The 20,225-nt window shown below is 63.1% G+C and carries 18 protein-coding genes and 1 pseudogene; 7 read left to right on the top strand and 12 right to left on the bottom strand.

Features of this window, described 5'->3' with window-relative positions; genetic code table 11:
- Positions 1 to 149: 149 nt before the first annotated feature.
- The 3 genes and pseudogenes from IVB22_RS03830 to IVB22_RS03820 form a co-directional block, all read right to left on the bottom strand.
- The gene (locus tag IVB22_RS03830; protein ID WP_247515995.1) at positions 150 to 1,346 is read right to left on the bottom strand and encodes an acyl-CoA dehydrogenase family protein; all 1,197 of its coding nucleotides are present in this window, start codon (positions 1,344 to 1,346) and stop codon (positions 150 to 152) included.
- Between the two features lie 12 nt (positions 1,347 to 1,358).
- Positions 1,359 to 2,499, bottom strand: a pseudogene (locus IVB22_RS03825) (acyl-CoA dehydrogenase family protein).
- 19 nt (positions 2,500 to 2,518) lie between these two features.
- Positions 2,519 to 3,367 carry an enoyl-CoA hydratase gene (locus tag IVB22_RS03820; RefSeq protein ID WP_247515994.1) on the bottom strand — a complete coding sequence of 283 codons (849 nt, stop codon included), beginning with the start codon at positions 3,365 to 3,367 and terminating at the stop codon, positions 2,519 to 2,521.
- A gap of 165 nt (positions 3,368 to 3,532) precedes the next feature.
- On the opposite strand from IVB22_RS03820, the gene IVB22_RS03815 reads away from it, so the two are divergent.
- From IVB22_RS03815 to IVB22_RS03805, 3 genes are read left to right on the top strand one after another with little or no spacing between them, the layout of a single operon-like run.
- Positions 3,533 to 4,141: a LemA family protein gene (locus IVB22_RS03815; RefSeq protein ID WP_247515993.1), complete on the top strand. Its 609-nt coding sequence runs from the start codon at positions 3,533 to 3,535 to the stop codon at positions 4,139 to 4,141.
- A gap of 21 nt (positions 4,142 to 4,162) precedes the next feature.
- Positions 4,163 to 5,047 (top strand): YgcG family protein, encoded by an 885-nt coding sequence (locus IVB22_RS03810; RefSeq protein WP_247515992.1) that lies wholly within the window; start codon positions 4,163 to 4,165, stop codon positions 5,045 to 5,047.
- A 1-nt stretch (position 5,048) separates the two neighbouring features.
- Positions 5,049 to 5,546: a TPM domain-containing protein gene (locus tag IVB22_RS03805; protein ID WP_247515991.1), complete on the top strand. Its 498-nt coding sequence runs from the start codon at positions 5,049 to 5,051 to the stop codon at positions 5,544 to 5,546.
- Between the two features lie 306 nt (positions 5,547 to 5,852).
- Here the strand turns inward: IVB22_RS03805 and IVB22_RS03800 are convergent, their stop codons facing one another.
- The 3 genes from IVB22_RS03800 to IVB22_RS03790 all read right to left on the bottom strand — a co-directional run bounded on the left by IVB22_RS03800 (position 5,853) and on the right by IVB22_RS03790 (position 7,776).
- Positions 5,853 to 6,467: a glutathione S-transferase family protein gene (locus IVB22_RS03800; protein WP_247515990.1), complete on the bottom strand. Its 615-nt coding sequence runs from the start codon at positions 6,465 to 6,467 to the stop codon at positions 5,853 to 5,855.
- 125 nt (positions 6,468 to 6,592) lie between these two features.
- Positions 6,593 to 7,405 (bottom strand): MBL fold metallo-hydrolase, encoded by an 813-nt coding sequence (locus IVB22_RS03795; protein WP_247515989.1) that lies wholly within the window; start codon positions 7,403 to 7,405, stop codon positions 6,593 to 6,595.
- Positions 7,402 to 7,776: a Crp/Fnr family transcriptional regulator gene (locus IVB22_RS03790; RefSeq protein ID WP_247515988.1), complete on the bottom strand. Its 375-nt coding sequence runs from the start codon at positions 7,774 to 7,776 to the stop codon at positions 7,402 to 7,404. Before IVB22_RS03790 ends, IVB22_RS03795 begins: the two co-directional genes overlap by 4 nt.
- Positions 7,777 to 8,029: 253 nt before the next feature.
- On the opposite strand from IVB22_RS03790, the gene IVB22_RS03785 reads away from it, so the two are divergent.
- Positions 8,030 to 9,034, top strand: coding sequence for a hypothetical protein (locus IVB22_RS03785; protein WP_247515987.1), 1,005 nt, complete (start codon positions 8,030 to 8,032; stop codon positions 9,032 to 9,034).
- Between the two features lie 90 nt (positions 9,035 to 9,124).
- On the top strand, positions 9,125 to 10,639 hold the full coding sequence (locus tag IVB22_RS03780; protein WP_247515986.1) for a hypothetical protein: 1,515 nt from the start codon (positions 9,125 to 9,127) through the stop codon (positions 10,637 to 10,639).
- A 28-nt stretch (positions 10,640 to 10,667) separates the two neighbouring features.
- Here the strand turns inward: IVB22_RS03780 and IVB22_RS03775 are convergent, their stop codons facing one another.
- From IVB22_RS03775 to putA, 3 genes are all read right to left on the bottom strand, one after another.
- Positions 10,668 to 11,315, bottom strand: coding sequence for a glutathione S-transferase family protein (locus IVB22_RS03775; protein WP_247515985.1), 648 nt, complete (start codon positions 11,313 to 11,315; stop codon positions 10,668 to 10,670).
- 11 nt (positions 11,316 to 11,326) lie between these two features.
- Complete coding sequence (locus IVB22_RS03770; RefSeq protein ID WP_247515984.1) at positions 11,327 to 12,532, bottom strand: CaiB/BaiF CoA-transferase family protein; 1,206 nt, start codon at positions 12,530 to 12,532, stop codon at positions 11,327 to 11,329.
- Positions 12,533 to 12,630: 98 nt separating this feature from the next.
- Entirely contained in the window at positions 12,631 to 15,642 is a 3,012-nt protein-coding gene (putA, locus tag IVB22_RS03765; RefSeq protein ID WP_247515983.1) for a bifunctional proline dehydrogenase/L-glutamate gamma-semialdehyde dehydrogenase PutA, read from the bottom strand.
- Between the two features lie 112 nt (positions 15,643 to 15,754).
- Here putA and IVB22_RS03760 point away from each other — a divergent pair, with 112 nt between their 5' ends.
- Together IVB22_RS03760 and IVB22_RS03755 are read left to right on the top strand one after the other, a co-directional pair.
- Complete coding sequence (locus IVB22_RS03760) at positions 15,755 to 16,219, top strand: Lrp/AsnC ligand binding domain-containing protein (RefSeq protein WP_247515982.1); 465 nt, start codon at positions 15,755 to 15,757, stop codon at positions 16,217 to 16,219.
- Positions 16,220 to 16,485: 266 nt separating this feature from the next.
- Complete coding sequence (locus IVB22_RS03755) at positions 16,486 to 17,031, top strand: hypothetical protein (protein ID WP_374207457.1); 546 nt, start codon at positions 16,486 to 16,488, stop codon at positions 17,029 to 17,031.
- 146 nt (positions 17,032 to 17,177) lie between these two features.
- Here the strand turns inward: IVB22_RS03755 and IVB22_RS03750 are convergent, their stop codons facing one another.
- The 3 genes from IVB22_RS03750 to IVB22_RS03740 all read right to left on the bottom strand — a co-directional run bounded on the left by IVB22_RS03750 (position 17,178) and on the right by IVB22_RS03740 (position 19,919).
- On the bottom strand, positions 17,178 to 17,378 hold the full coding sequence (locus tag IVB22_RS03750; protein WP_028351035.1) for a cold-shock protein: 201 nt from the start codon (positions 17,376 to 17,378) through the stop codon (positions 17,178 to 17,180).
- A gap of 362 nt (positions 17,379 to 17,740) precedes the next feature.
- On the bottom strand, positions 17,741 to 17,986 hold the full coding sequence (locus IVB22_RS03745; RefSeq protein ID WP_247515980.1) for a hypothetical protein: 246 nt from the start codon (positions 17,984 to 17,986) through the stop codon (positions 17,741 to 17,743).
- A gap of 202 nt (positions 17,987 to 18,188) precedes the next feature.
- Positions 18,189 to 19,919: an adenylate/guanylate cyclase domain-containing protein gene (locus IVB22_RS03740; RefSeq protein ID WP_247515979.1), complete on the bottom strand. Its 1,731-nt coding sequence runs from the start codon at positions 19,917 to 19,919 to the stop codon at positions 18,189 to 18,191.
- Positions 19,920 to 20,225: the final 306 nt, after the last annotated feature.

Genomic DNA, 20,225 nt, shown 5'->3' with positions numbered 1-20,225 from the left:
TGGGTATCCACGCGAAGCGGCGGGGTGGGGTGACGGTCTCTCCTCACGAACAGTGTCCGAGTTGAGAGATCACCCCACCCCGTCTCGCATTTCGCTACGCTCCATGCGAGCCGACCCTCCCCCTCCAAGGGAGGGTAAGCAGCGACGGCCTACAACCCCAACACCATCTTCGCCACTATCTCCCGCTGGATCTCCGACGATCCGCCGAAGATCGTGTACGCCCGGCCGTTGAGATATTCCGGCACCACCGGCAGCAATTCCTCCGGAATTCCCGGCGCCTCGTTCAGCCGGTAAAGCGGCCGCACCGGCTCGACATAGAGGCCGTCATTGCCGATCACCTCGACGCCAAGCCGCGTCACCGCTTGGCGGATTTCGCTGACGCGCAGTTTTAAGAGCGACGACACCGCGCCGGGATTCTGTCCGGTCTGTAGCGCCGACAGCACGCGCAGTTCGGTCATCTCGAGCGTATCGATGTCGACCTCGATCTCGGACATGCGCACCGCGATATCGGGATCGTCGATGGCGCGGCCGGTGACGTCGGATTCGGCGAGATCCGAAACCGTCTTCAGCGCGTCGCGCAATTTGGCCGAGGCAATGCCGGCGCCGCGCTCGAACTCGAGCAGGTATTTGCCGTAGGTCCAGCCCTTGCCGTCCTCGCCGACCCGGTTGGCGACGGGAACGCGCACATCATCGAAGAACACCTGGTTGACCTCGTGGTCGCCGCCGATAGTGAGGATCGGTCGCGTGGTGATGCCCGGGCTCTTCATGTCGATCAGGATGAAGCTGATGCCGTCCTGCTGCCGCTCGGTCTCGTTGGTGCGCACCAGCGCGAACATCCGGTTGGCGTGATGGGCGTGCGTGGTCCAGATCTTGGTGCCGTTGATGACATAGTCGTCGCCATCGCGCACTGCGCGGGTTTTCAGGGATGAAAGATCGGAGCCGGAGCCCGGTTCGGAATAGCCCTGGCACCAATAGTCCTCGCCGGAGAGAATCCGCGGCAGGTAGAAATTCTTCTGTTCGGGCGAGCCGAAGCCGATGATGACGGGGCCGACCATCTTGACGCCCATGACGTTGACATTCGGCACGCCGGCGCGGGCGCATTCGGCCTCGAAGATCCAGCGCTGCGCCGGAGTCCAGTCCGGTCCGCCATGCTCCACCGGCCAGCCCGGCGCGCCCCAACCTTTCTTGTGCAGCGCGCGCTGCCAAGCCATGCCGATGTCAGGGTCGGAGAACACCGAGGGCGTCAGCGCGGTGGCGCGTTTCATTTCCGGCGTGAGGTTTGCCGAGATGAATTCGCGGACTTCCTTCTCGAAGGCGCGCTCTTCGGCATTGAAAGCAAGATCCATGGTGCGCTCCTCTCAGGCCTGAACGGCACGGCCGCCGAGGGCGGCGTGACGGCGATAGTGATGGGCGCTGCCGCCGAACAGCGTGTCGAAGGCGAGCAGCCGCTTGAAGTAGGCCCCGATGTCGAGCTCTTCGGTGACACCCATGGCGCCGTGGAGCTGGACGGATTGTTCGGCGACGAAGCGCGCGCATTTGCCGATCTTGGCCTTCGCCCCTGACGCGGCGCGACTACGCGCGACCGGTTCGGCATCGGCCATCAAGGCGGCGCGTAACGCCATCGAGCGCGCCTCGTCGCATTGCATCGCCATGTCGGCAAGGCGATGCCGGATCACCTGATTGGCGGACAGCGGCCGTCCGAACTGTTTTCGAATTTTGGTATATTCGAGCGTTTGGTCGAGCAGGGTTTGCATGATGCCGACGGCCTCAGCGCCGAGCGCTGCCATGGCGCGGTCGATCACGGCTTCAATTGCGGGCAACACGTCGCTGCCATCGCCGAGCAGGGCGTCGGCAGGAAGTTGCACGCCATTGAGTTCGAGATTGCAGGCTCGGCCGCCGCCAAGCCGCGCAAAGTCGCGCAAGGCGAGGCCGCGCGTGGCTTGCGGCATCATAAACAGGCAGAGCTTGCCCTGTTTGCCGGAGCCGTCATCGACGCGGGCCGAGACGATGATCTGATTGGCGGCGTTGCCGTCGAGCACGGCGGTCTTGTGCCCGTCGAGACGCCAGCCGTCAGGCGTTTTCCTGGCAGTGGTCGCGACGTCAGCCAGATCGTAGCGCGCCTGACGTTCCGAATGCGCGAATGCCAGGTACAGTGATCCATCGGCGATTTTTGGCAGCAGCGCCTGCTTCTGCGCTTCCGTGCCGCATTCCGAAATCAGCGATGCGCCGATCACGACGGTGGAGAGATAGGGCTCGGAGACGAGCCCGCGCCCAAATGCTTCCATCAGGATGCCGATCTCGACCGCGCCGCCGCCGATGGGCCTCGGCGATAGGCAGCGCCAGCCAGCCGAGATCGGCGAACTGCTTCCAGATATCGGCGCTGAAGCCGAGTGGATCGTTGGCGATCCGGCGGCGGTGATCGGCGGTGTAGGTCTCGCTGACGAAGCGGTCGGCACTTTCGCGCAGCAACCGCTGCTCGTCACTCAAGGTGAGGTCCATCTGATCTACTTTGCTTGTTCTATTTTGCTTGTGCCGGTTTTCTAACGGAGGGGTGCAGGCCCGCGGGATCCACCACCATTCCGAATTCCTGCAGATTATGCGCGTGGCAGAGCTGATGCAGCGCGAACGCCTGCTCGATCGCCGCGGGCTGCCCCATCACGTCGACTGAGCGATTGACGGCCTCTTTTGTCAGTTTCAGCGCGAACGAAGGTTTTGCCGCGATCTTTTCGGCAAGCTTCACCACGAAGGAGGAAAGCTCGTCACGCCGCACCACGTGATTGACCATGCCGAGCCGGTGCGCTTCCTCCGCATTCCAGACGTCGGCCGTGAACAGCAATTCCTTGGCCTTGCGCGGGCCCAGCTCCCAGGGATGCACGAACCATTCGACGCCGCAGACACCCATGGTGACGACGGGATCGCAGAACTCCGCATCATGGCTTGCGACGATGAGGTCGCAGGCCCATGCCAGCATCAGGCCGCCGGCGATGCACTTGCCGTGCACCTCGGCGATCGTCGGCTTCGCCAGATTGCGCCACCGCCGTGTGATCTGCAGATAGATTTCCTGCTCGCGCGCAAAGCGCCCATGGGCGTTGGGCTCGGCGAACCCGCCCCAATTTCCGACCGGCGGAAAATCCACACCGGCGGTGTTCTTCGCCCCAGGGCGCAGGTCATGCCCTGACGAAAAATGCGGGCCATTGCCGGCAAGGATGATGACCTTGATCGCGTCGTCCTGCACCGCTTGGTCGAAGGCGGCATTGAGGTCGTAAGTCATCTGCAGGTTCTGCGCGTTGCGCGCCTCGGGCCGGTTCATCACGATCCGCGCGATGCGTGGCTCCGGCCGTTCCACGACGATGGTCTCGAACTCCATGGCGCCCTCGCGTTTCCCTTATCGTTATCAGGCCATGTTGTTATTTCGGCAAATCATACGCAAGGGCCATCGCCTGCAAAATGGACCTGACGCGGGCTTGCGCCTGCATACCTGATGCAACCAATCTGGTATGCTGGCGTTTGATCCTTCTTTTGGGAGAGTTCGATGCGCAGATTATGGACCGTGCTGGCGGCACTGGCGACGCTGAGCCTGACCAATTGCGGTTACAACGCGATTCAGACCAATGACGAGCAAGTCAAGTCGGGCTGGTCGGAAGTGGTCAACCAGTATCAGCGCCGCGCCGACCTGGTGCCCAACCTCGTCAATTCGGTAAAAGGATTCGCGCAGCAGGAAAAGGACGTGCTGCTCGGCGTTACCAATGCCCGCGCCAAGGTCGGCAGCATTCAGGCCACGCCGGAAGTGCTCAATGATCCCGCCGCATTCCAGAAATTCCAGGCTGCCCAGGGCGAGCTGTCGAGCGCGCTGTCGCGGCTGTTGGTCGTGACCGAAAACTACCCGCAGCTCAAATCGGATACGCTGTTTCGCGATTTGATGGCGCAGCTCGAAGGCACCGAGAACCGCATCACCGTGGCGCGCAACCGCTACATCAAGGCGGTGCAGGATTATAACGTCGGCATCCGCACCTTTCCGAACAACATGACGGCGATGGCGTTCGGCTACAAGGAGAAGCCGAATTTCACGGTCGAGAACGAGAAGGCGATCTCGACGGCGCCGAAGGTGGATTTCAACCCGACGCCAGCGCCCGCCAAGTAGCGGCCGAAAAAGACAAACGCGATGAACGCTGCAAGAGCCTCCCTTCTTGCGCTGCTGCTGTGCTGGGCTTCTGCAGCTCTGGCGCTCGTCGCGGTGCCGCCGCTGAGCGGACGGGTGGTCGATCAGACCGGCACGCTCCCGGCCGCCGACATCGCCTCGCTGACGCAGACGCTGAAAGATCTCGAGACGCGGAAGGGCAGCCAGATCGCGGTGCTGATCGTGCCGACGACGGACGGCGAGGCGATCGAGCAATTTTCGCTCCGGGTCGCGGAAGCCTGGAAGATCGGCCGCAAGAAGATCGACGATGGCGCGCTTCTCGTCATCGCCAAGAACGATCGCCGCCTGCGTATCGAGGTGGGCTATGGACTGGAAGGCGCGCTCACCGACGCCACCACCAAGCGCATCATCGACGAAGACATCACGCCGAAGTTCAAGGCCGGCGATTTTGCCGGCGGAGTTTCTGCCGGGATCAACCGGATAATCCGGGTCGTCGATGGCGAAAAATTGCCCGAGCCGGAGCCACCGCATTGGCAAAGTCCCGGCCTGTTCAACACTATCGACCCGTTCAATCCCTTCGTCCTCGCCTTCGTGTTCATTGTCGGCGGCGTGCTAAGGGCGTCGCTTGGCCGGCTGGTCGGTTCGGCTGCGACCGGCGGTTTCGTCGGAGTTTTGGCATGGCTCCTCGTCGGCAGCCTCGGGGCGGCTGCGCTCATCGGCGTGCTCGTCTTCCTCATTTCCGCGTTCATCGATCTGATACCCTCGGGTGGTGGCCGCGGCACACGTGGCGGCTGGTCGAGTGGCGGCAGCAGCGATTGGAGCAGCAGTAGCAGCAGTGGCAGTTCGAGCGGCGGCTTCAGTGGCGGCGGCGGCAGCTTTGGCGGCGGCGGCGCATCGGGGAGCTGGTAGCATGAGTATCAGGCGCATCGGCAGGCATCTCCTCGAACACCGCTGGCGGTTGCGGCGTATCTTTCCGTCGCAGGCGCTGGCGAGAATCGAGCAGGCGATCAAGTCAGGCGAAGCCACCCATTCCGGACAGGTGCGTTTCGTGGTGGAAGGCGCGCTCGACGGCGCGCCGCTGTTTCGCAATCAGCCCGCGCGGGAGCGGGCGCTGGATATTTTTTCGCAGTTGCGGATCTGGGACACGGCGCACAATAACGGCGTCTTGATCTACCTGCTGCTGGCCGACCACGACTTCGAGATCGTTGCCGATCGTGGCATAGACGCCAGGGTCGGCCACGCCGGCTGGGAAAAAATCTGCGTCGAGATGGAGACGCAGTTCAGGGCCGGAAATTTTGAAGGAGGCGTGATCAAGGGAATCGAGGCGGTGTCGCGCGAGTTGGCGACGCATTTTCCGGCGCAGGGGGCAGGGCGGAATGAATTGCCGGATGCGCCGGTGGTGATGTAACGCCACCCTAAACCAATGGATAGTCGGCTCATCCGTTTCCATGTAGTGAGCCTACCCTCGGTACGGCTCGGCAATACCTACGCGCAATAGCGTCAGCTGGCACCGGATGCTACTGATCAAAAATAGTTCTAGTAACCGGAATGCAAAGCAACGGAACCGGACCCGCGAGCCGGCAGTTGCAAGACAGGGTCGGCGGCGTAACGCCCGCCGGCCTTTTCTTTTGATCGACCAGCGAGCTGAACTTCTCGATATTGTGCGACTCGTGACGTCACCCCGTGCGATCAAGTCGCGCCACAGGGGATCGGATCACGCCTTCGCCGAAGGCCGTTCTCCCACGCGCGCCATCCATGCAACGATGTTGGTGTTGGCCGTATCGAGCGGCTGGCCGACCTGACCGGCGAAATCGAGCCAGCCAAAGAGCAGGATGTCGGCCAGCGTGAAGCGCTTGCCGCAGAGATAGTCGCGGCCGTCGGCCATCTGGCCATTGAGCCATTGCAGGCGGTTGGCGGCGATCATCTTGAGGCCGGGCGAGGCTTCGGGGGCGCAGGGAATTCGCTTCTCGAAAAATTTGAGACCTTCGCCGAAGCGGAAGCCGTTCCCCATATGCTCGCAGATGTTGAGATCGACGCGGCGGGTCCACATCCGGCATTCGGCGCGCTCTTCCGGCGTCGTCCCGATCATCGGCGGCGTCGGGTGCTTCTCTTCGAGATATTCGCAGATCGCGGTGATCTCGGACAGATAGTTGCCGTTGTCGAGTTCGAGCGTCGGCATCTGGCCGTGCGGATTGCGCTTCAAATGCTCGGCCTCGCGATTTTCGCCCTTGCGAAGATCGACCGTCTGCTTCGGCATCTCGATGCCTTTTTCCGCCATGAACATGCGGACCACGCGAGGGTTCGGCCCGACCGAGTCGTAAAACTTCATGGTGCTGTCTCTCCCGATGTTTTTTATGCGGTGTTGTTGGGAACCGTTGAACAGGCCGCCGTGCCATTTGTCAAATGGACGGTTCACACATTCGGCGCTGCGGAATTTGTTGCGGACCGGCTGACCTAGCTGTCGTCGAGCTTGTTGAGGTCGCGAACCGACTGCATGATCGGCTCGAAGTTCGCCCGCGCATCGAGTGCGTTGAACAATTGCGCCGTGTCCGACAACAATCCGTGCGAGCGCTGGATAGCGATCAGCACGTCCTCTTGCGGCGTGTCGGATAGTCGCCCATGCCCCGACAGCAGGATCTTCGAGTTCAGGCCCTTCAGCCGCTCCAGCGACTGGATGTAGTCGGCAATGCTGCCGGAGCCGAACACGCCGCCCATCACGCCGCCGGGCATCAGCGTGTCGGAGGCGAACAGCAATCCCTTGTCCGGTTCGAACAGCGTGATGCAGGCGGAGGTGTGTCCCGGCGTGTACATCACGGTGAGGCGGAAATTGCCGAGGTCGATCAGGTTGCCTTCTTCCAGCCAGAGATCGACGTTGATCGGCACGTTCGGCTCGTTGAACATCTTGCGCAGCATCGAGAAGTCGTCGCGCAGCATGATCTTGTTGGCGGCCAGCCGGTGTGCGGCGATGAAGGCGCGGCCGTGGAAATGATAGGCCGCGCCGATGTGGTCGAGGTGCTCGTGGCTCAGCACCATCATGTCGATCTTCTCGGGCGGACAGTCGAGGTGCTCGAGGCATTTCACGAGATGCGGATAGTTCGACGACAGCCCGGCATCGATCATGATGGTGCGCGAACTGCCGCGCACCAGATAAGCGTTCGCCGCGCGGTTCTTGAAGCGGATCTGATAGACGTCTTCGGCGGCCTGGATCAGCGTGCAGACCTCGGTCTCGAACAGCGTCTTGAATGGGCTCGGCTTCCGCTCGCTCATGAATTGGCCGCGGCTCTGAAGGTGACAGCGTTCGACGCGCGCAACCGTTTACTGAGCGCATCCATGATCATCAGCGCAAACGCCGGCTGCTGGCTGACCAGGTAAACGAAGCGGGCGTGGTTGATCCGCATCACGCGGGTGTTTGGGGCGGCCGCAATGGCGGTTGCTGAACGGGCCGAGCCGTCGATGACCGCCATCTCGCCGAAGAACTCTCCCTTGCCGAGCGTGACGATCACCGTCTTGCTGGCGCCGTTCATCTTGGCGATCTCGACCTGGCCGTCGAGCACCACGAATAGTTCCCGCCCGGTCGAGCCTTCCTCAAAAATGACGTCATCTACATCAAACTCGTTGATGCATTTTTCGATGGTCATGGTGGCCACCTGCCTTTCTGGCTGGTCGGTCAGTCCATGTTAATCGGGAAACAGACCGGCGCAAACGGAACCGGCAAGAGATCGATAACCGATGCCGCAGGGCAGCAATAGGCGACTCGGAGCGGGATGGCCGACGTTTGGCGGCCCAAACCGGGTCGGATGAGTTCCTAAAATTTCGGTAAGCCCGACGCCGGTAACGATTTGGCAAGCAATAAAAGTTACCAAATGGTCAACCAATTCTGGAGAATCCAACGTGAGCGATCAGCAACCCCAGCCCACCAGCGATGAAACCGGAACTCCTGACGCCCGGCCGGCCGCGTCCGACGCGGCCGCGCCGGGCGAGCCGGTAACGGCCGCGGCTGAGGTCGAGGCGGCGACGCTCACGTCCGAGCAGGAAGAGACCTCGCCGAAGCCTGACGCGCCCAAGGTGGATGCCGTCAGGATGGACGCGCCAAAGGTTGAAATGCCAAAGGCTGACGTTCCCAAGATCGACGCTCCCAAGATCGACGCGGTGAAGCCGGAAGCGCCACGCTTCCCCGGCAACGTGACGATCATGTCGCCGGGCGACCGCGTTAGCGGCGAGGCAAAGGCAGCACAGGCGGAGGCATCGTCCGGCAAGCGCCGGTTCGGGGCGATGGCCGCCGTGGTGGCCCTGGCGACGGTGGCGGGTGCGCTCGGTGGCGCACTGGCGACCGCAGGAATTGGAAAGCTGATGGCCGGAGATTCCGCCCAGGCTTCGGCCCAAATTCCGGCGAAGGACAGCGCGCTCGAAACCTCGGTGGCGCGGATCGATGCCGAGATCGTCGCGCTGAAAGCCAGCCTGGAGCATAATTCCAAGATGGCGACGGGCCAGCTCAACAAGGCCAACGACCGCCTCGACAAGGTCGAGAAGGCGCAGGCCGAACCTGCCGCGAAGCTCGCCAAGCTCAGCGAGAGCGTCGACAAGCTCCGCGCCGCCCAGGCGTCCGCGACGACGGCTGCCGCCGCGCCGACTCCCGCGAAGGAAGTGACAGGCACGATACCGCAGCAGGCTGCCGCCGCGGCTGCGCCCAAGCCTGAAGTCGCCCGGCTGCCGACCGTGGAGGGCTGGGTATTGCGGGACGTCGCCAACGGCGGCGCCCTGATCGAGAGCCGCCGCGGCATGTATGAGGTCTATGCCGGCGATCCCATACCCGGTGTCGGCCGCGTCGACGCCATTCGCAAGCAGGATGGCCGCTGGGTGGTCGTGACCAGCAAGGGCCTGATCGTCGCGCGCTGACGGGAAGATATTTGAACAGGAAGGCGCTTCACGGCGATGTGAGGCGCCTTTTTTCTTGAATAGGTCTCATTGCGCGGTGTTAGTTGGAGCATGAGCCGCGCGCCGGGAATTCTTGTTATCGTATTTGCTCTGCTCTGCGGCGCTTTGCCCGCGCGTGCGGCACAGGATGCCGCGCTGGAGCGCGGCACAGCCATCACCGATCCCGCGACGCTGCGCGAACTCGATGGCGGAAAATTCCGCCTCGATCGCATGCTGCTGCCGGAGCGGTCGGCTGACACCCCGATCGCCAACAGCGAGCTGTTCGCCGCGCCGTCAATGGCGCCGGTCCGGCAGGCGCTCGATGGCGAGTTCGATCGCTACATCGCGCGGCACCGAGCGAGCCTGCCGAGGGAGACGATCGGCGTCGGCGAGGGCTTTGATTTCCAATTGTTCGACCGCACGCTGCTTTATTCGGCGGAGACGCGGTTCGTGCTGGCCGGCATCGTCAACCGTATGGACCGCACTTACGTTTCGGAAGCAAGCTGCGGCGAGATCCGCCTGATGTACCGCCTGACGCGGATCAACAAAGCGGCCGGCGACAGCGCTTCGCCGCCGCGGCTGCCGATGACGCTGAACCTCGTGCTGAAGTCGAAAGGCGAGGGATCCACGATCACCTGTTCCGAAATCGCAGGTCGCTGGCTTGCCGCGCCGCTCGGTGGAACACTGGCAGCAAAGGGTGGCCCGCTCGACCTGATCGGCCATGAGAATATCGATCGCATCGAGAACAATCTCCAGATCGCGCACGCGCCGAAATCTTCGGTTCGCGATTTCCGCACTGATTATCTGTTGAAGGTGTTCCGTTACGATCGGGACGCGCGCGTCTTCGCGGAATCGCCGATGGAAAACCAGATCGACCGCGCGCGCCTTCTGGCGGATGATGGCCTCAAGCGCCAGTTCAGGGCCTGGCTGCTCGACCCCGCCAATCTCGTCGCGTTCGATCGCGGCACCGTGCTGATCCCGGAAAAATTCCTCGCCAACGGCGCGATTGCGCCAACGCCGGTCGGATTCGATCCGTCGGACCTGGAGCCTGAATTCGGGTTGGTGCAAGGAGAGGGCGCCGCGTTCAGCGAGGCCGACGTCGTGGCTGCGCTAAGGAAGGCGACTGAGGGTGGCGTCAAGCTGCAGAACATCCGCTCGCTTGCCGGGTTCGAACGGCGGCTCAACGACGTGACCTGTTCCGGCTGCCACCAGACGCGAGGCATCGGCGGCTTTCATTTCCCGGGCGTTGATTGGATGGCGGACAAGCCGTCGAATACGACCGTCGTGCCGGCATCACCGCATTTCTTCGGCGACCAGATCCGCCGCCGCGATATTCTCACGGCGCTGCGCGACGGCAAGACGCCGGACTACTCGCGCGGCTTCGCCAGCCGCCCGCAGTTGCGCGGCAGCACCGAACTCGCCGGCACCAATTATCAAGACGGCTGGGGCGCGCATTGCTATGTGCAGGGCAAACCGGCCGCCAGCAATGACGCAAGTTTCCGCGACTGGACCTGCGCCGAAGGCCTGAGCTGTCAGGCCGCCGGCAAAATTTCCCGTATCGGCATGTGCTTCGTCAAAAACCGTTAGCGATACGGCTCAGTCTCTTGACGCAAGGTCACTTGGCGTAATGCGTCAGGCGCTTGCCGGGCAACAGATCATAGGCCGATTGCCAGCCCGGCAATTGCGCCATGCGCTTAAGCCAGGCGTCGAGCGCGGGATGGCTCGCAGCCCAATCATATCCAGTCTCGTCGGCGGGATAATGCAGATAGGCCATCATCGAAATATCCGCCACCGTCGGCCGCTCGCCGATCGCGAATGCATTCTTCTGCATGTGCTGTTCGAGGATGGAGAGGAAATCATCGAGGCGTCTGCGGAAATGCTTCAGCACGTGCTCGTCCGGCGATGGCGTGAAGCTCCGGAAATAGCGGTAGGTTGCCATGTAGCCGGTGAGCTTGTGGTTGTCCCAGAACAGCCAGCGCAGCAGTTCGAATTGCTCCTGCTCGGTCTCGCCGCCGAACCGGCCGAATTGCTTTGCCAGCTTCAGCAGGATCGGCGCGGTCTGTGTCAGGCGTTCGCCGTCTACCTCAAGCACCGGAATTTCGCCCATCTCGTTGACGTCGCGCCGCCATTCCGCCGTCCGTGTCACGCCGCCGCCGAAATCGGTCCACACCGGCTCGAAGCGCTCGCCGCATAGCGTCAGCATCAGCGCGAGCTTGTAGCTGTTTCCTGACTCCGGGAAGTAATGCAGGCGATAGCTGGGCATGGCTTGCTGCCTCACGCCACCGCGCCGGCCGCGCGCAGCTTGCCGATCGCGGCTTCGTCATAGCCGGCGTTGCGCAGGATTTCATCGCTGTGCTCGCCGAGGCCGGGCGGCTTGCGCGGCTGAACCTTCTTGCTGCCATCCACCCAGATCGGGCTGGAGATCGTCAGCATGGTGTCGTTCTCGAACGGCACCAGCACCTCGTTCTCGATCATCTGCTTGTCGTTTGGAATATCGTCGAGGATGCCGACCACGCCGAACACCAGGCCGTTTCCGTCGAGGATCTTGCGCCACTCGGCAAGATCCCTGGTCGCAAAGGTCTCGTCGAAAATCTTGATCAGCTCGACCGACCGCGCATGGCGCTCCTTCTTGGTCTCGAAACGGGGATCGGTGACGAGGTCCTCGCGGCCGAGGCAGCGCGCCAGCGTCGGCCATTGCCGGTCTTCGTTGAGCAAAGAGAGGATCAGCCAGCGTCCGTCCTTGCATTGATAGTGGTTGGTGACCGCGTTCAACGCGCGCTCGCGCGGGCGGCGCTCGCCGAATTTCGCGCCGACCAGTTTTGCTTGCGCCAGTACCGAAGCGGCCCAGACGCCGTTGGCCATCAGGTTGGAGCTAACATGCGAGCCCTTGCCGGTGCGTTCGCGCTTGTAGAGCGCGGTGACGATCGCACCGTAAAACGCCATTGCGCAGGGGTGGTCGCCCATGCCCGCGATCGATCGCGCCGGCGTCGTGTGTTCATCCGCCCGCACCAGATCCATCAGACCCGAGCGCGCCCAGTAGGCGTTGGAGTCGAAGCCGGGCTTGTTGGCTTCCTCGCCCTTTTCGCCATAGCCAGTGAAGGAGGCGTAGATCAGTCGTTCGTTGTGTGGCGCCAAATGGGCGTGGGTGATGCCGAGCCGCTCTCGCACCTGCGGCGGATAGTTGGTGATGAAGACGTCGGCCTGCGCGGCGAGCCGATGCAGCACCGCCTGCCCCTCGGGCTTCGAGAGATCGAGTGCGAGGCTCTTCTTGTTGCGGGCTTCCAGCATCCACGCGAAATTATGCTCGCTATGCGGGTAGCCCGGCAAATTCGGCAGATTGCGATAGGGATCGCCGGCGCCGGGCGGTTCGATCTTGATCACGTCGGCGCCGAAATCCGACAGCACGGTGGCGGCCGCAGGCGCTGCGATAAAGCTCGCGCAGTCCAGAACCTTGAGGCCTTCGAAAATACCCTTTTCCATCGTGGCGCCGCTCCGTGACGTTTGTCGTTCCTGTTGAATTATCGCTTCTTGGCGATCAGGTTCAAACGTCATTTGGCCCATCTTGAAGGGTGTTGCAACTACTCCCCGCCGGACATCAGCGCTGCATTTCCGCCGGCTGCAGCCGTATTGACGGTCACCGTCTGTTCGGTTGCAAAACGCGTCAGGTAATGCGGCCCGCCGGCCTTGGGCCCGGTACCGGATAACCCATGGCCGCCGAACGGCTGCACGCCGACGACAGCGCCGATCATGTTGCGGTTGACATAGATGTTGCCGACCTGAAGCCGCTCGATTGCGTCCTCCACCGTATCGTCGATCCGGGAATGGATGCCGAGCGTCAGCCCGTAGCCCGAGCGCTCGACCGATTGCAGCACCTGGTCGAACCGATCGGCGCGGTAGCGCACAACATGCAGCACCGGGCCGAATACTTCTTCCGTGAGCCGGCCGGCATCGGACAATTCGAAGATATGCGGCGCGACATAATTGGCTTGTGGTGCGCTACCCGCAAAGTGAACGCGGGCTTCTTTCTTCATGCGTTCGATATGCGCGTCCAGCCGCTGCTTGGCCTCGGCGTCGATCACCGGACCGATGTGAGTAGCTGGATCCGAGGGATCGCCGATGACAAGTTCGCGCGCCGCGCCAGCAATCATCTCGATCATGCGGTCGGCGACGTCGTCCTGCAGGAACAACAATCGCAGCGCCGAGCAGCGCTGGCCGGCGGAGCGGAACGCCGAGGTCACGACGTCGTCGGCGACCTGTTCGGGCAGCGCGGTAGCATCGACGATCATCGCATTGATGCCGCCGGTCTCGGCGATCAGCGGCACGATCGGTCCATCCTTGGCGGCGAGCGCGCGGTTGATCGTTCGCGCCACTTCCGTCGAGCCGGTGAAGACGACACCGGCGATATCGGGATGCGCCACCAGCGCGCCGCCGATCCGGCCGTCGCCCGCCACCAGATGCAACGCTGACGCCGGCACGCCGGCTTCATGCAACAGTCGTACGGTTGCGTCGGCAATCAGCGGCGTCTGTTCGGCCGGCTTCGCAACGACTGCGTTGCCCGCCATCAAGGCCGCCGTGACCTGACCCAGAAAAATCGCCAGCGGAAAATTCCACGGCGAGATCGCGACGAAGACGCCACGGCCGCGCAGTCGGAGCATGTTGCTCTCGCCCGTCGGTCCCGGCATCGCCTTGCCTTCGCCGAACAGTTCGCGCCCCTGCGCGGCATAGTAGCGGCAGAAATCCACGGTCTCGCGGACTTCCGAGATCGCGTCGTCCAATGTCTTGCCGCCTTCGCGTTGCAGCAGCGCGATGAAATGCGCCGCGCGCTGTTCCAGCAGATCGGCGGCCTTCTCCAGCGCCGCCGCTCGCGTCTCGGCCGGCGCTCTGGCCCAGCGCTTGAAACCGTCGCGCGCAGCCGCTATCGCCGCATTGGCCTCTATCTCCGTTGCGTCGGCGATGCTCCCCGCTGCGGGTGCTGGTTCGGCGGCGATGTCTGAGGCGAGTTGCGCCAGCGCCGCGCGCTCGCCGAATTCAATTCCGCGGGAATTTTTTCGTTTGGGTCCGTAGAGATCGCGCGGCAGCCGGATTTTGGGATGCGCGGCGTTTTCGGCGCGACCGATGATGTCGGCCGGACGCCGCAGCAATTGCGATACCGGCACCGCCTCGTCGGCGGCGAGCGCGACAAAGGACGAATTGGCGCCATTCTCCAGCAATCGCCGCACCAGATAGGCCAGGAGATCGCGGTGGCTGCCGACCGGCGCATAGGTGCGATAGGCGATGTCGGGACGGTCTTCGCCGAGCCTTGCATAGAGCGCCTCGCCCATGCCGTGCAGGCGCTGGAATTCGAAGCCGCTTTGGTCCGTTGCCAGTTCGAGGATGGTCGCGACCGTCAGCGCGTTGTGGGTGGCGAATTGCGGAAAGATCCGTGGCCGCAGCGCCAGCAATTGCTGCGCGCAGGCGACGTAGTTCAGATCCGTCATCGCCTTGCGGGTGAACACGGGATAACCGTCGAGCCCGCGTTCCTGCGCGCGCTTGATCTCGGTATCCCAATAGGCGCCCTTCACCAGCCGCACCATCATTTTGCGGTGGAGGCTGCGTGCGAGATGATCGACATAATCGATCACGTCGGAGGCGCGCTTCTGATAGGCCTGGATCGCGAGGCCAAACCCGTCCCAGCCTGCCAGCGATGAATTACTGACCGCCGCCGCTATCACGTCGAGCGACAATTCCAGCCGGTCCGCTTCCTCGGCATCGACAGTGAAGTTGAGGTCATGGGATTTGGCTTGCCTGGCGAGATCGATCAGCCGCGGGACCAGGTCGCTCATCACCCGTGCACGGCTCACCGCCTCGAAGCGCGGATACAGCGCCGAGAGCTTGACTGAGATACCGGGCCGGTCGGGCAGGGGACGGTCATCGGCCGTGCGTCCAATCGCGTCGATCGCGCTTGAATAGGAATTGAAATAGCGCGCCGCGTCATCGGCCGTGCGCGCGCCTTCGCCGAGCATGTCGAAGGAGTAGCGTTGATGGCGCGAGGAATGCGGCTGGGCGCGCGACAGCGCGGCTTCGATGGTCTCGCCGAGCACGAAGTGATTGCCCATCAGCCGCATCGCCTGCCGTGTCGCCGCCCGCACGGCCGGTGCGCCCAGTCGCTTGGTGAGCCGTCCGATGGTCCCTTGCGGGGTTTCGCCGGGCTGGATCACGCGAGCCGACATCCCGAGCGCCCAAGCCGAGGCGTTGACGAGGAAGGCGCTCGACCGCGTCTCGTGATGGACGAAGTCGCCCTGGCCAAGCTTGTCCTCGATGAACTGGTCGGCGGTGCGGGCGTCCGGCACGCGCAGCAGCGCTTCCGCCAGCACCATCAGCGCCAGCCCTTCCTTGGTCGACAGCGCGAACTCGCGCAGCATGTCCTCGACGCCGCCGAGCGGATCGTCGTTGGCCCTGATCGCCTCGATCAGCCGGGTCGCCGTGCGATCGATGCGCTCTTCCTGCGCCGCATCCAGCCGCGCGGCCCGGAGCAGGCGATCGGCCATGCCACTATCATCGGGTGCGTAGGGCGCACTGAAGGGCGGAAGGACTGTCGGATGGGCCGGCATGCGATTCTCTTGGCTCCTGCCATCAGCTTAATGCCGGCCGGACCGTAGTTCGATAGACAAATATGGAATTTTGCCTTAGAAAATCTGGTAATCTTCAGCGATGGCCTGATAAATGACCGAAATTGACAAGATCGACCGGAAAATCCTCTCTATTCTTCAGGGGGATGGCCGTATCGCCAATGTCGAACTGGCCGAGCGGATCGGGCTATCGCCGACTTCGGTCGGCGAGCGGTTAAAACGGCTGCAGCGTGATGGCTTTGTCGAAGGCTATGGCGCCCGGCTCAATCCGCACCGGCTGGGTCTGGGCTTGCTCGTGTTCGTCGAGGTGATGCTCGACAAGACCACGCCCGACGTTTTCGAGCGGTTCGCCAAGGCGGTGCAGACGGCGCCCGAGGTGTTGGAGTGCCACATGGTGGCGGGGGGCTTTGATTATCTGGTCAAAGCCCGGGTCGCCGACATGACGGCCTACCGGCGGTTCCTCGGCGAAATCCTGCTGGCGCTGCCGGGCGTGCGCGAGACGCGGACCTACGCCGTGATGGAGGAGGTCAAGCGCGACGCGCCGCTGCCTGTCGGTTAGGTCCCGCGCGACGCGGGAGGAGCCAACTGGCGCACGGAAAACACAGCGGACGGAATTTCGGCGGCGTGATCCACAGATTGCGGGCTTGCTTGTTGGCAGCGTGAAGGAGCCGCGCTAATCGTCAGGCACGCCGTCGCTTGGGAACAGCAGGGATCATGAGAGACGCTGCTCTGCCGATACGGGGATGCCGCACGCGTACTGGTTTCGCGGCCGTGCTTGGCGTGTTCCTCGCCGCGCTATTTGGCACCTCGGCGAAGGCCGTCGAGATGAGCGCCGAGGTCGCCAACCTCTACAGCTCGGTGTCGATCTATCCGCCGTCCGCCAAATCCATGACCGTGTGCTACGGCTTCGTCTGCCGGCGCCGCGAGATTCTCGATTTCACGGCCGGCGACCGCAACGCGATCACGCAAATCATGGCGGCGGGCCGTGCCTCGGCCGCGGCCGAGCGCGCCGCGGTGCAGAAGGTGGTGGTGTGGTTCGATCGCCGCATGGGGCCGATCCTCGGCACCAACAAGCGCGTGGCGAAGGCGGATTTCCGCTATTTCGACGACAAGCACAATTACGATTGCTGGGACACGACGCGGAACACCACCAGCCTGTTGCTGGTGCTGCGGGAGTGGGGCCTTCTGAAGCATCACGCGATCGGCGATCCCCGATATCGCGGCAATACGCTGGTGCTGCAGACGCCGCACAACACCGCGGTGCTGGTCGATCGCGCCACCAAGGTCGAGTGGGTCGTCGATCTCTGGCCGCGCGGCTATCTGCAGCCACCCGACGTGATGACGGTCCAGAAATGGGTCACGGAAGATTGAGCGGCCGGTTTTCGCGCACGATCTAGCCATCGCACGTGCAGAAGCGGTGCCCGCTCCGCCGAACGCTCACAGTTTTTGAGAATTTTTTTAGCCCTACTCCCGGATTTTAAGTCCGAGAGCGCGCCGTTGCCGATCGCGCGTTTGCGCTAAACCTTGAGGTTCTCGGCCGAAGTCTTGCCGCGGTTGGCGATCTCCTCGTATTCGACGGTCTGCCCTTCATTGAGTGTCGAAAGACCAGCTTTCTCAACTGCCGAAATATGAACGAACACGTCCTTGCCGCCGCTCGAGGGCTGGATGAAACCGTAGCCCTTCGTTGGGTTGAACCACTTCACCGTACCTTTAGCCATTCACGTCGTCTCCGCGGAATCAAAAAAAGTAAACGAGCCGTCGGTCCCCGCACTAACCGGCATGCCCGAGGCATCAGGATACGCGGGTTGGGGCAGGCTGGGTAGCGCAAACGGAATGCCCGTTTCGGCAAAAAAGCGCCCATTCGCACCCGATTTCCGCCATTTTGCCGGTTTTGTGCTCATTTGACGCGGCCGGCGGCGGTGATTCGAAAATTGGGCAATTGGTTCGCCCCGCCCCCAATTAACGTCATTTCCCGCGCTTTGCGGGGAGGTGCGGCGGGCCTCCGGCCTGGCATATCGCATACGGAAAACCCCGGCCGCATGAGCGACCGGGGCTTCCGAACGGCACGTCCGGGGCCGGATCAGTAGCAGACGTTCACCGTCCGCCAGCGGAAGCCGTACGGCGTCAGCACGCGGCGGGTCACATAGCAGCCGCCATAGCCGCCACCGACGAAGCCGATCTTGAAGCCATGGCCGTGACCATGACCCCAGTGGTGGTGATGATGGTGATGCGGCCAGAACCCGCCCGCCGAAGCGGAGGTGGGCGCCAGCGCCATCACGCTGAGGGAAGCAGCGGCAACAGCAGCGAGAGTCAATTTGCGAAACATGGTCGTTCTCCTTGAAAAGTGCGCGGTCGACGTTTATGTCTTGGCGCGGGTTTAAGTTTCAGTCTTACCCATCGCCAATCTGTCGCGTCCCTCACAGCGTGGGTTCGAGGAAACGGCGCTTCGTTCGCGGACAATTTTCTGAACGATTATTCAGGTGTGAAAAACGTCACAGAGGTTTCGAACCGCTATCGCTGAAGCGGTTTCAGGCCGCGGCGCTTTGCTCTTCGTTAACCAGCGCCGGCAGCATCCGCGCATCCGCAATCGTGCGCACGATCATCGGCTCGTTGCGTCCGCGAATCTCGACGTCATGCTGCGGCAATGCATCGGCGGCGAGGCCGGCGGCTGCGCGAACTTCGTCTGACACGACGACCTCGCATGAAAGGCTCTTGGTCATGTCCTGCAGCCGTGCCGCGACATTGACGGCGTCGCCGAGCGCGGTGAACACCATATGGTCGCGATAGCCGATGTCGCCGACGATCACTTCGCCGCCATTGATGCCGATGCCGAAACGGATCGGCTCGCGCAGATCATGCTCGAGAAATTTGTTCAATTCGTCGACATTGGCGGCGATCATCGCCGCCGCGCGCAACGCCTGACGGCAGGCTTCCTGCCGGGTGGTCGAAAGTCCGAACAGCGCCAGCATGCCGTCGCCGACGAACTGGTTCGGCTTGCCGCCGCTCTCGAGCACCGCCTGCGACACCGCGCCGAGGAAGCGGTTGACGATGAACACCGTGTCGAACGGCAGCCGCTTTTCGGCAAGCTGCGTCGAGCCGCGCATGTCCACGAACAGGCTGACGAGATAGCGCTCCTGACCGACGCGCGTCGGATTCGACTCGTGGCCGTCGGCGGAGGTGTGCGGCAGGAAGAGCTGGAAGAAGGAGAGATCGGTGTCCGGCCTCAACTGACAGGCAAGGCGGATGGAGGGATCCGATGTGCCGACCCGGCCAAGCACGAACGCCTCGCGCTGTGAGGGTTCGGGCAGGTCGCTATGGTCGCCGATGATGCGGATACGGCAGGTCGAGCAGCGCGCCCGCCCGCCGCAGACGCTGGCGTGCGGCACGTTATTGCGCAGGCTCGCCTCGAGCACGCTGAGGCCGCGGGGGACGCGCACCGTCCGGCCGTTGCCATAGGAAAGGTTGATCATGCCGCGGCGGCGCTCGTTGATGGCGCGGGCGCCGCGCGCCAGCAGCGCGATGCCGATCAGGCCGAAATATCCGAACAGGAAATAGTCCGTGATGCGGTCGAGCGTCTGCGCTTCAGCGCGGGTGCCGATCTGGCGCGGCGACTGGGTCTCCGCGCGCCATTCCACACTGTCGTTATCAATGACCATGCGCCCGCTCTGATAGAAGCCCAGCATGGAGAGCGTCGGAACCAGCACCGCCGCGGCGAGCAGGAATGGCGCGGCGCGTTTGTAGAACGAGCGCATCCGCAGCCAGAAATAGAGCCCGATGCAGCCATGGACCCAGGCGATGATCATCACCGCGAGCATCATCGGGATCCGCCACGGCGCCCAGATCCAGTACAGGAACAGTATCTGCGGATAGAGCTTTTCATGCCCGTACAGTGTCTGGCCGAGCCGGACGCCGATGATATGGGCGATGATCAGCATCGGTATGCTGAGGCCGAGCGCGAGCTGGAGCGGTTCGATCGCCTTCCAGCGGAATTGCCGGCGTTCGTAGAGCGCCCAGATGCCGAGCGCGGTATGCACCAGGCACGCGGTGTAGAACAGGATCGTGATGGGGAGGAATTGCCAGAACGCGGTGTGCAGATAAACACCGCTCGCCAGCGCCTCCAGCGAGATATTGCCGAGCGCATGGTTGAGGAAATGGCTGACCAGATAGGCGAACAGCACGACGCCGCTGACAAGGCGGACCTGCCGGAGGCTGATGCCGCGGAGCGATGTTGTCAGTTGTTCTCGGGAAAGAGCGGCCATGCGATCCATGGGGTTAATAGTAATGCCTAATTCCAGCAGTGAATACAGCCTGTCGTCCCTGCGAACGCAGGGACCCATACCGCGTGATCCCTCGAGGAAGCGTGGTGGCGGACACTCTGCCCAACTACCGCCGTAGCTTGCTGAAGCGAAGCCGTCTTCCCTCCTGCCCCTTCCGCCGGCCGCGGCGTATGGGTCCCTGCGTTCGCACTAGCTGATTCACACATCTTTGAGGGTTTCCCACGCGGAGGCGACGCCCAAGAAGTATTGGAGGCCATGCCTGATGGTGATGGGGCCGGGTTTGGTGCG

Origin of the sequence: Bradyrhizobium sp. 190 (genome assembly GCF_023073415.1) — a bacterium.
GTDB lineage: Bacteria > Pseudomonadota > Alphaproteobacteria > Rhizobiales > Xanthobacteraceae > Bradyrhizobium.
The sequence above is the reverse complement of the archived record's forward strand: the minus strand, read 5'-3'. Positions and strand labels throughout refer to the sequence as shown.

Excerpts from the sequence above, each read along its gene's own strand:
- IVB22_RS03830 (WP_247515995.1), bottom strand. The coding sequence starts at position 1,346 with ATGGATCTTGCTTTCAATGCCGAAGAGCGCGCCTTCGAGAAGGAAGTC.
- IVB22_RS03820 (WP_247515994.1), bottom strand. The coding sequence starts at position 3,367 with ATGGAGTTCGAGACCATCGTCGTGGAACGGCCGGAGCCACGCATCGCG.
- IVB22_RS03815 (WP_247515993.1), top strand. The coding sequence starts at position 3,533 with ATGCGCAGATTATGGACCGTGCTGGCGGCACTGGCGACGCTGAGCCTG.
- IVB22_RS03810 (WP_247515992.1), top strand. The coding sequence starts at position 4,163 with ATGAACGCTGCAAGAGCCTCCCTTCTTGCGCTGCTGCTGTGCTGGGCT.
- IVB22_RS03805 (WP_247515991.1), top strand. The coding sequence starts at position 5,049 with ATGAGTATCAGGCGCATCGGCAGGCATCTCCTCGAACACCGCTGGCGG.
- IVB22_RS03800 (WP_247515990.1), bottom strand. The coding sequence starts at position 6,467 with ATGAAGTTTTACGACTCGGTCGGGCCGAACCCTCGCGTGGTCCGCATG.
- IVB22_RS03795 (WP_247515989.1), bottom strand. The coding sequence starts at position 7,405 with ATGAGCGAGCGGAAGCCGAGCCCATTCAAGACGCTGTTCGAGACCGAG.
- IVB22_RS03790 (WP_247515988.1), bottom strand. The coding sequence starts at position 7,776 with ATGACCATCGAAAAATGCATCAACGAGTTTGATGTAGATGACGTCATT.
- IVB22_RS03780 (WP_247515986.1), top strand. The coding sequence starts at position 9,125 with ATGAGCCGCGCGCCGGGAATTCTTGTTATCGTATTTGCTCTGCTCTGC.
- IVB22_RS03775 (WP_247515985.1), bottom strand. The coding sequence starts at position 11,315 with ATGCCCAGCTATCGCCTGCATTACTTCCCGGAGTCAGGAAACAGCTAC.
- IVB22_RS03770 (WP_247515984.1), bottom strand. The coding sequence starts at position 12,532 with ATGGAAAAGGGTATTTTCGAAGGCCTCAAGGTTCTGGACTGCGCGAGC.
- putA (WP_247515983.1), bottom strand. The coding sequence starts at position 15,642 with ATGCCGGCCCATCCGACAGTCCTTCCGCCCTTCAGTGCGCCCTACGCA.
- IVB22_RS03760 (WP_247515982.1), top strand. The coding sequence starts at position 15,755 with ATGACCGAAATTGACAAGATCGACCGGAAAATCCTCTCTATTCTTCAG.
- IVB22_RS03755 (WP_374207457.1), top strand. The coding sequence starts at position 16,486 with ATGAGCGCCGAGGTCGCCAACCTCTACAGCTCGGTGTCGATCTATCCG.
- IVB22_RS03750 (WP_028351035.1), bottom strand. The coding sequence starts at position 17,378 with ATGGCTAAAGGTACGGTGAAGTGGTTCAACCCAACGAAGGGCTACGGT.
- IVB22_RS03745 (WP_247515980.1), bottom strand. The coding sequence starts at position 17,986 with ATGTTTCGCAAATTGACTCTCGCTGCTGTTGCCGCTGCTTCCCTCAGC.
- IVB22_RS03740 (WP_247515979.1), bottom strand. The coding sequence starts at position 19,919 with ATGGCCGCTCTTTCCCGAGAACAACTGACAACATCGCTCCGCGGCATC.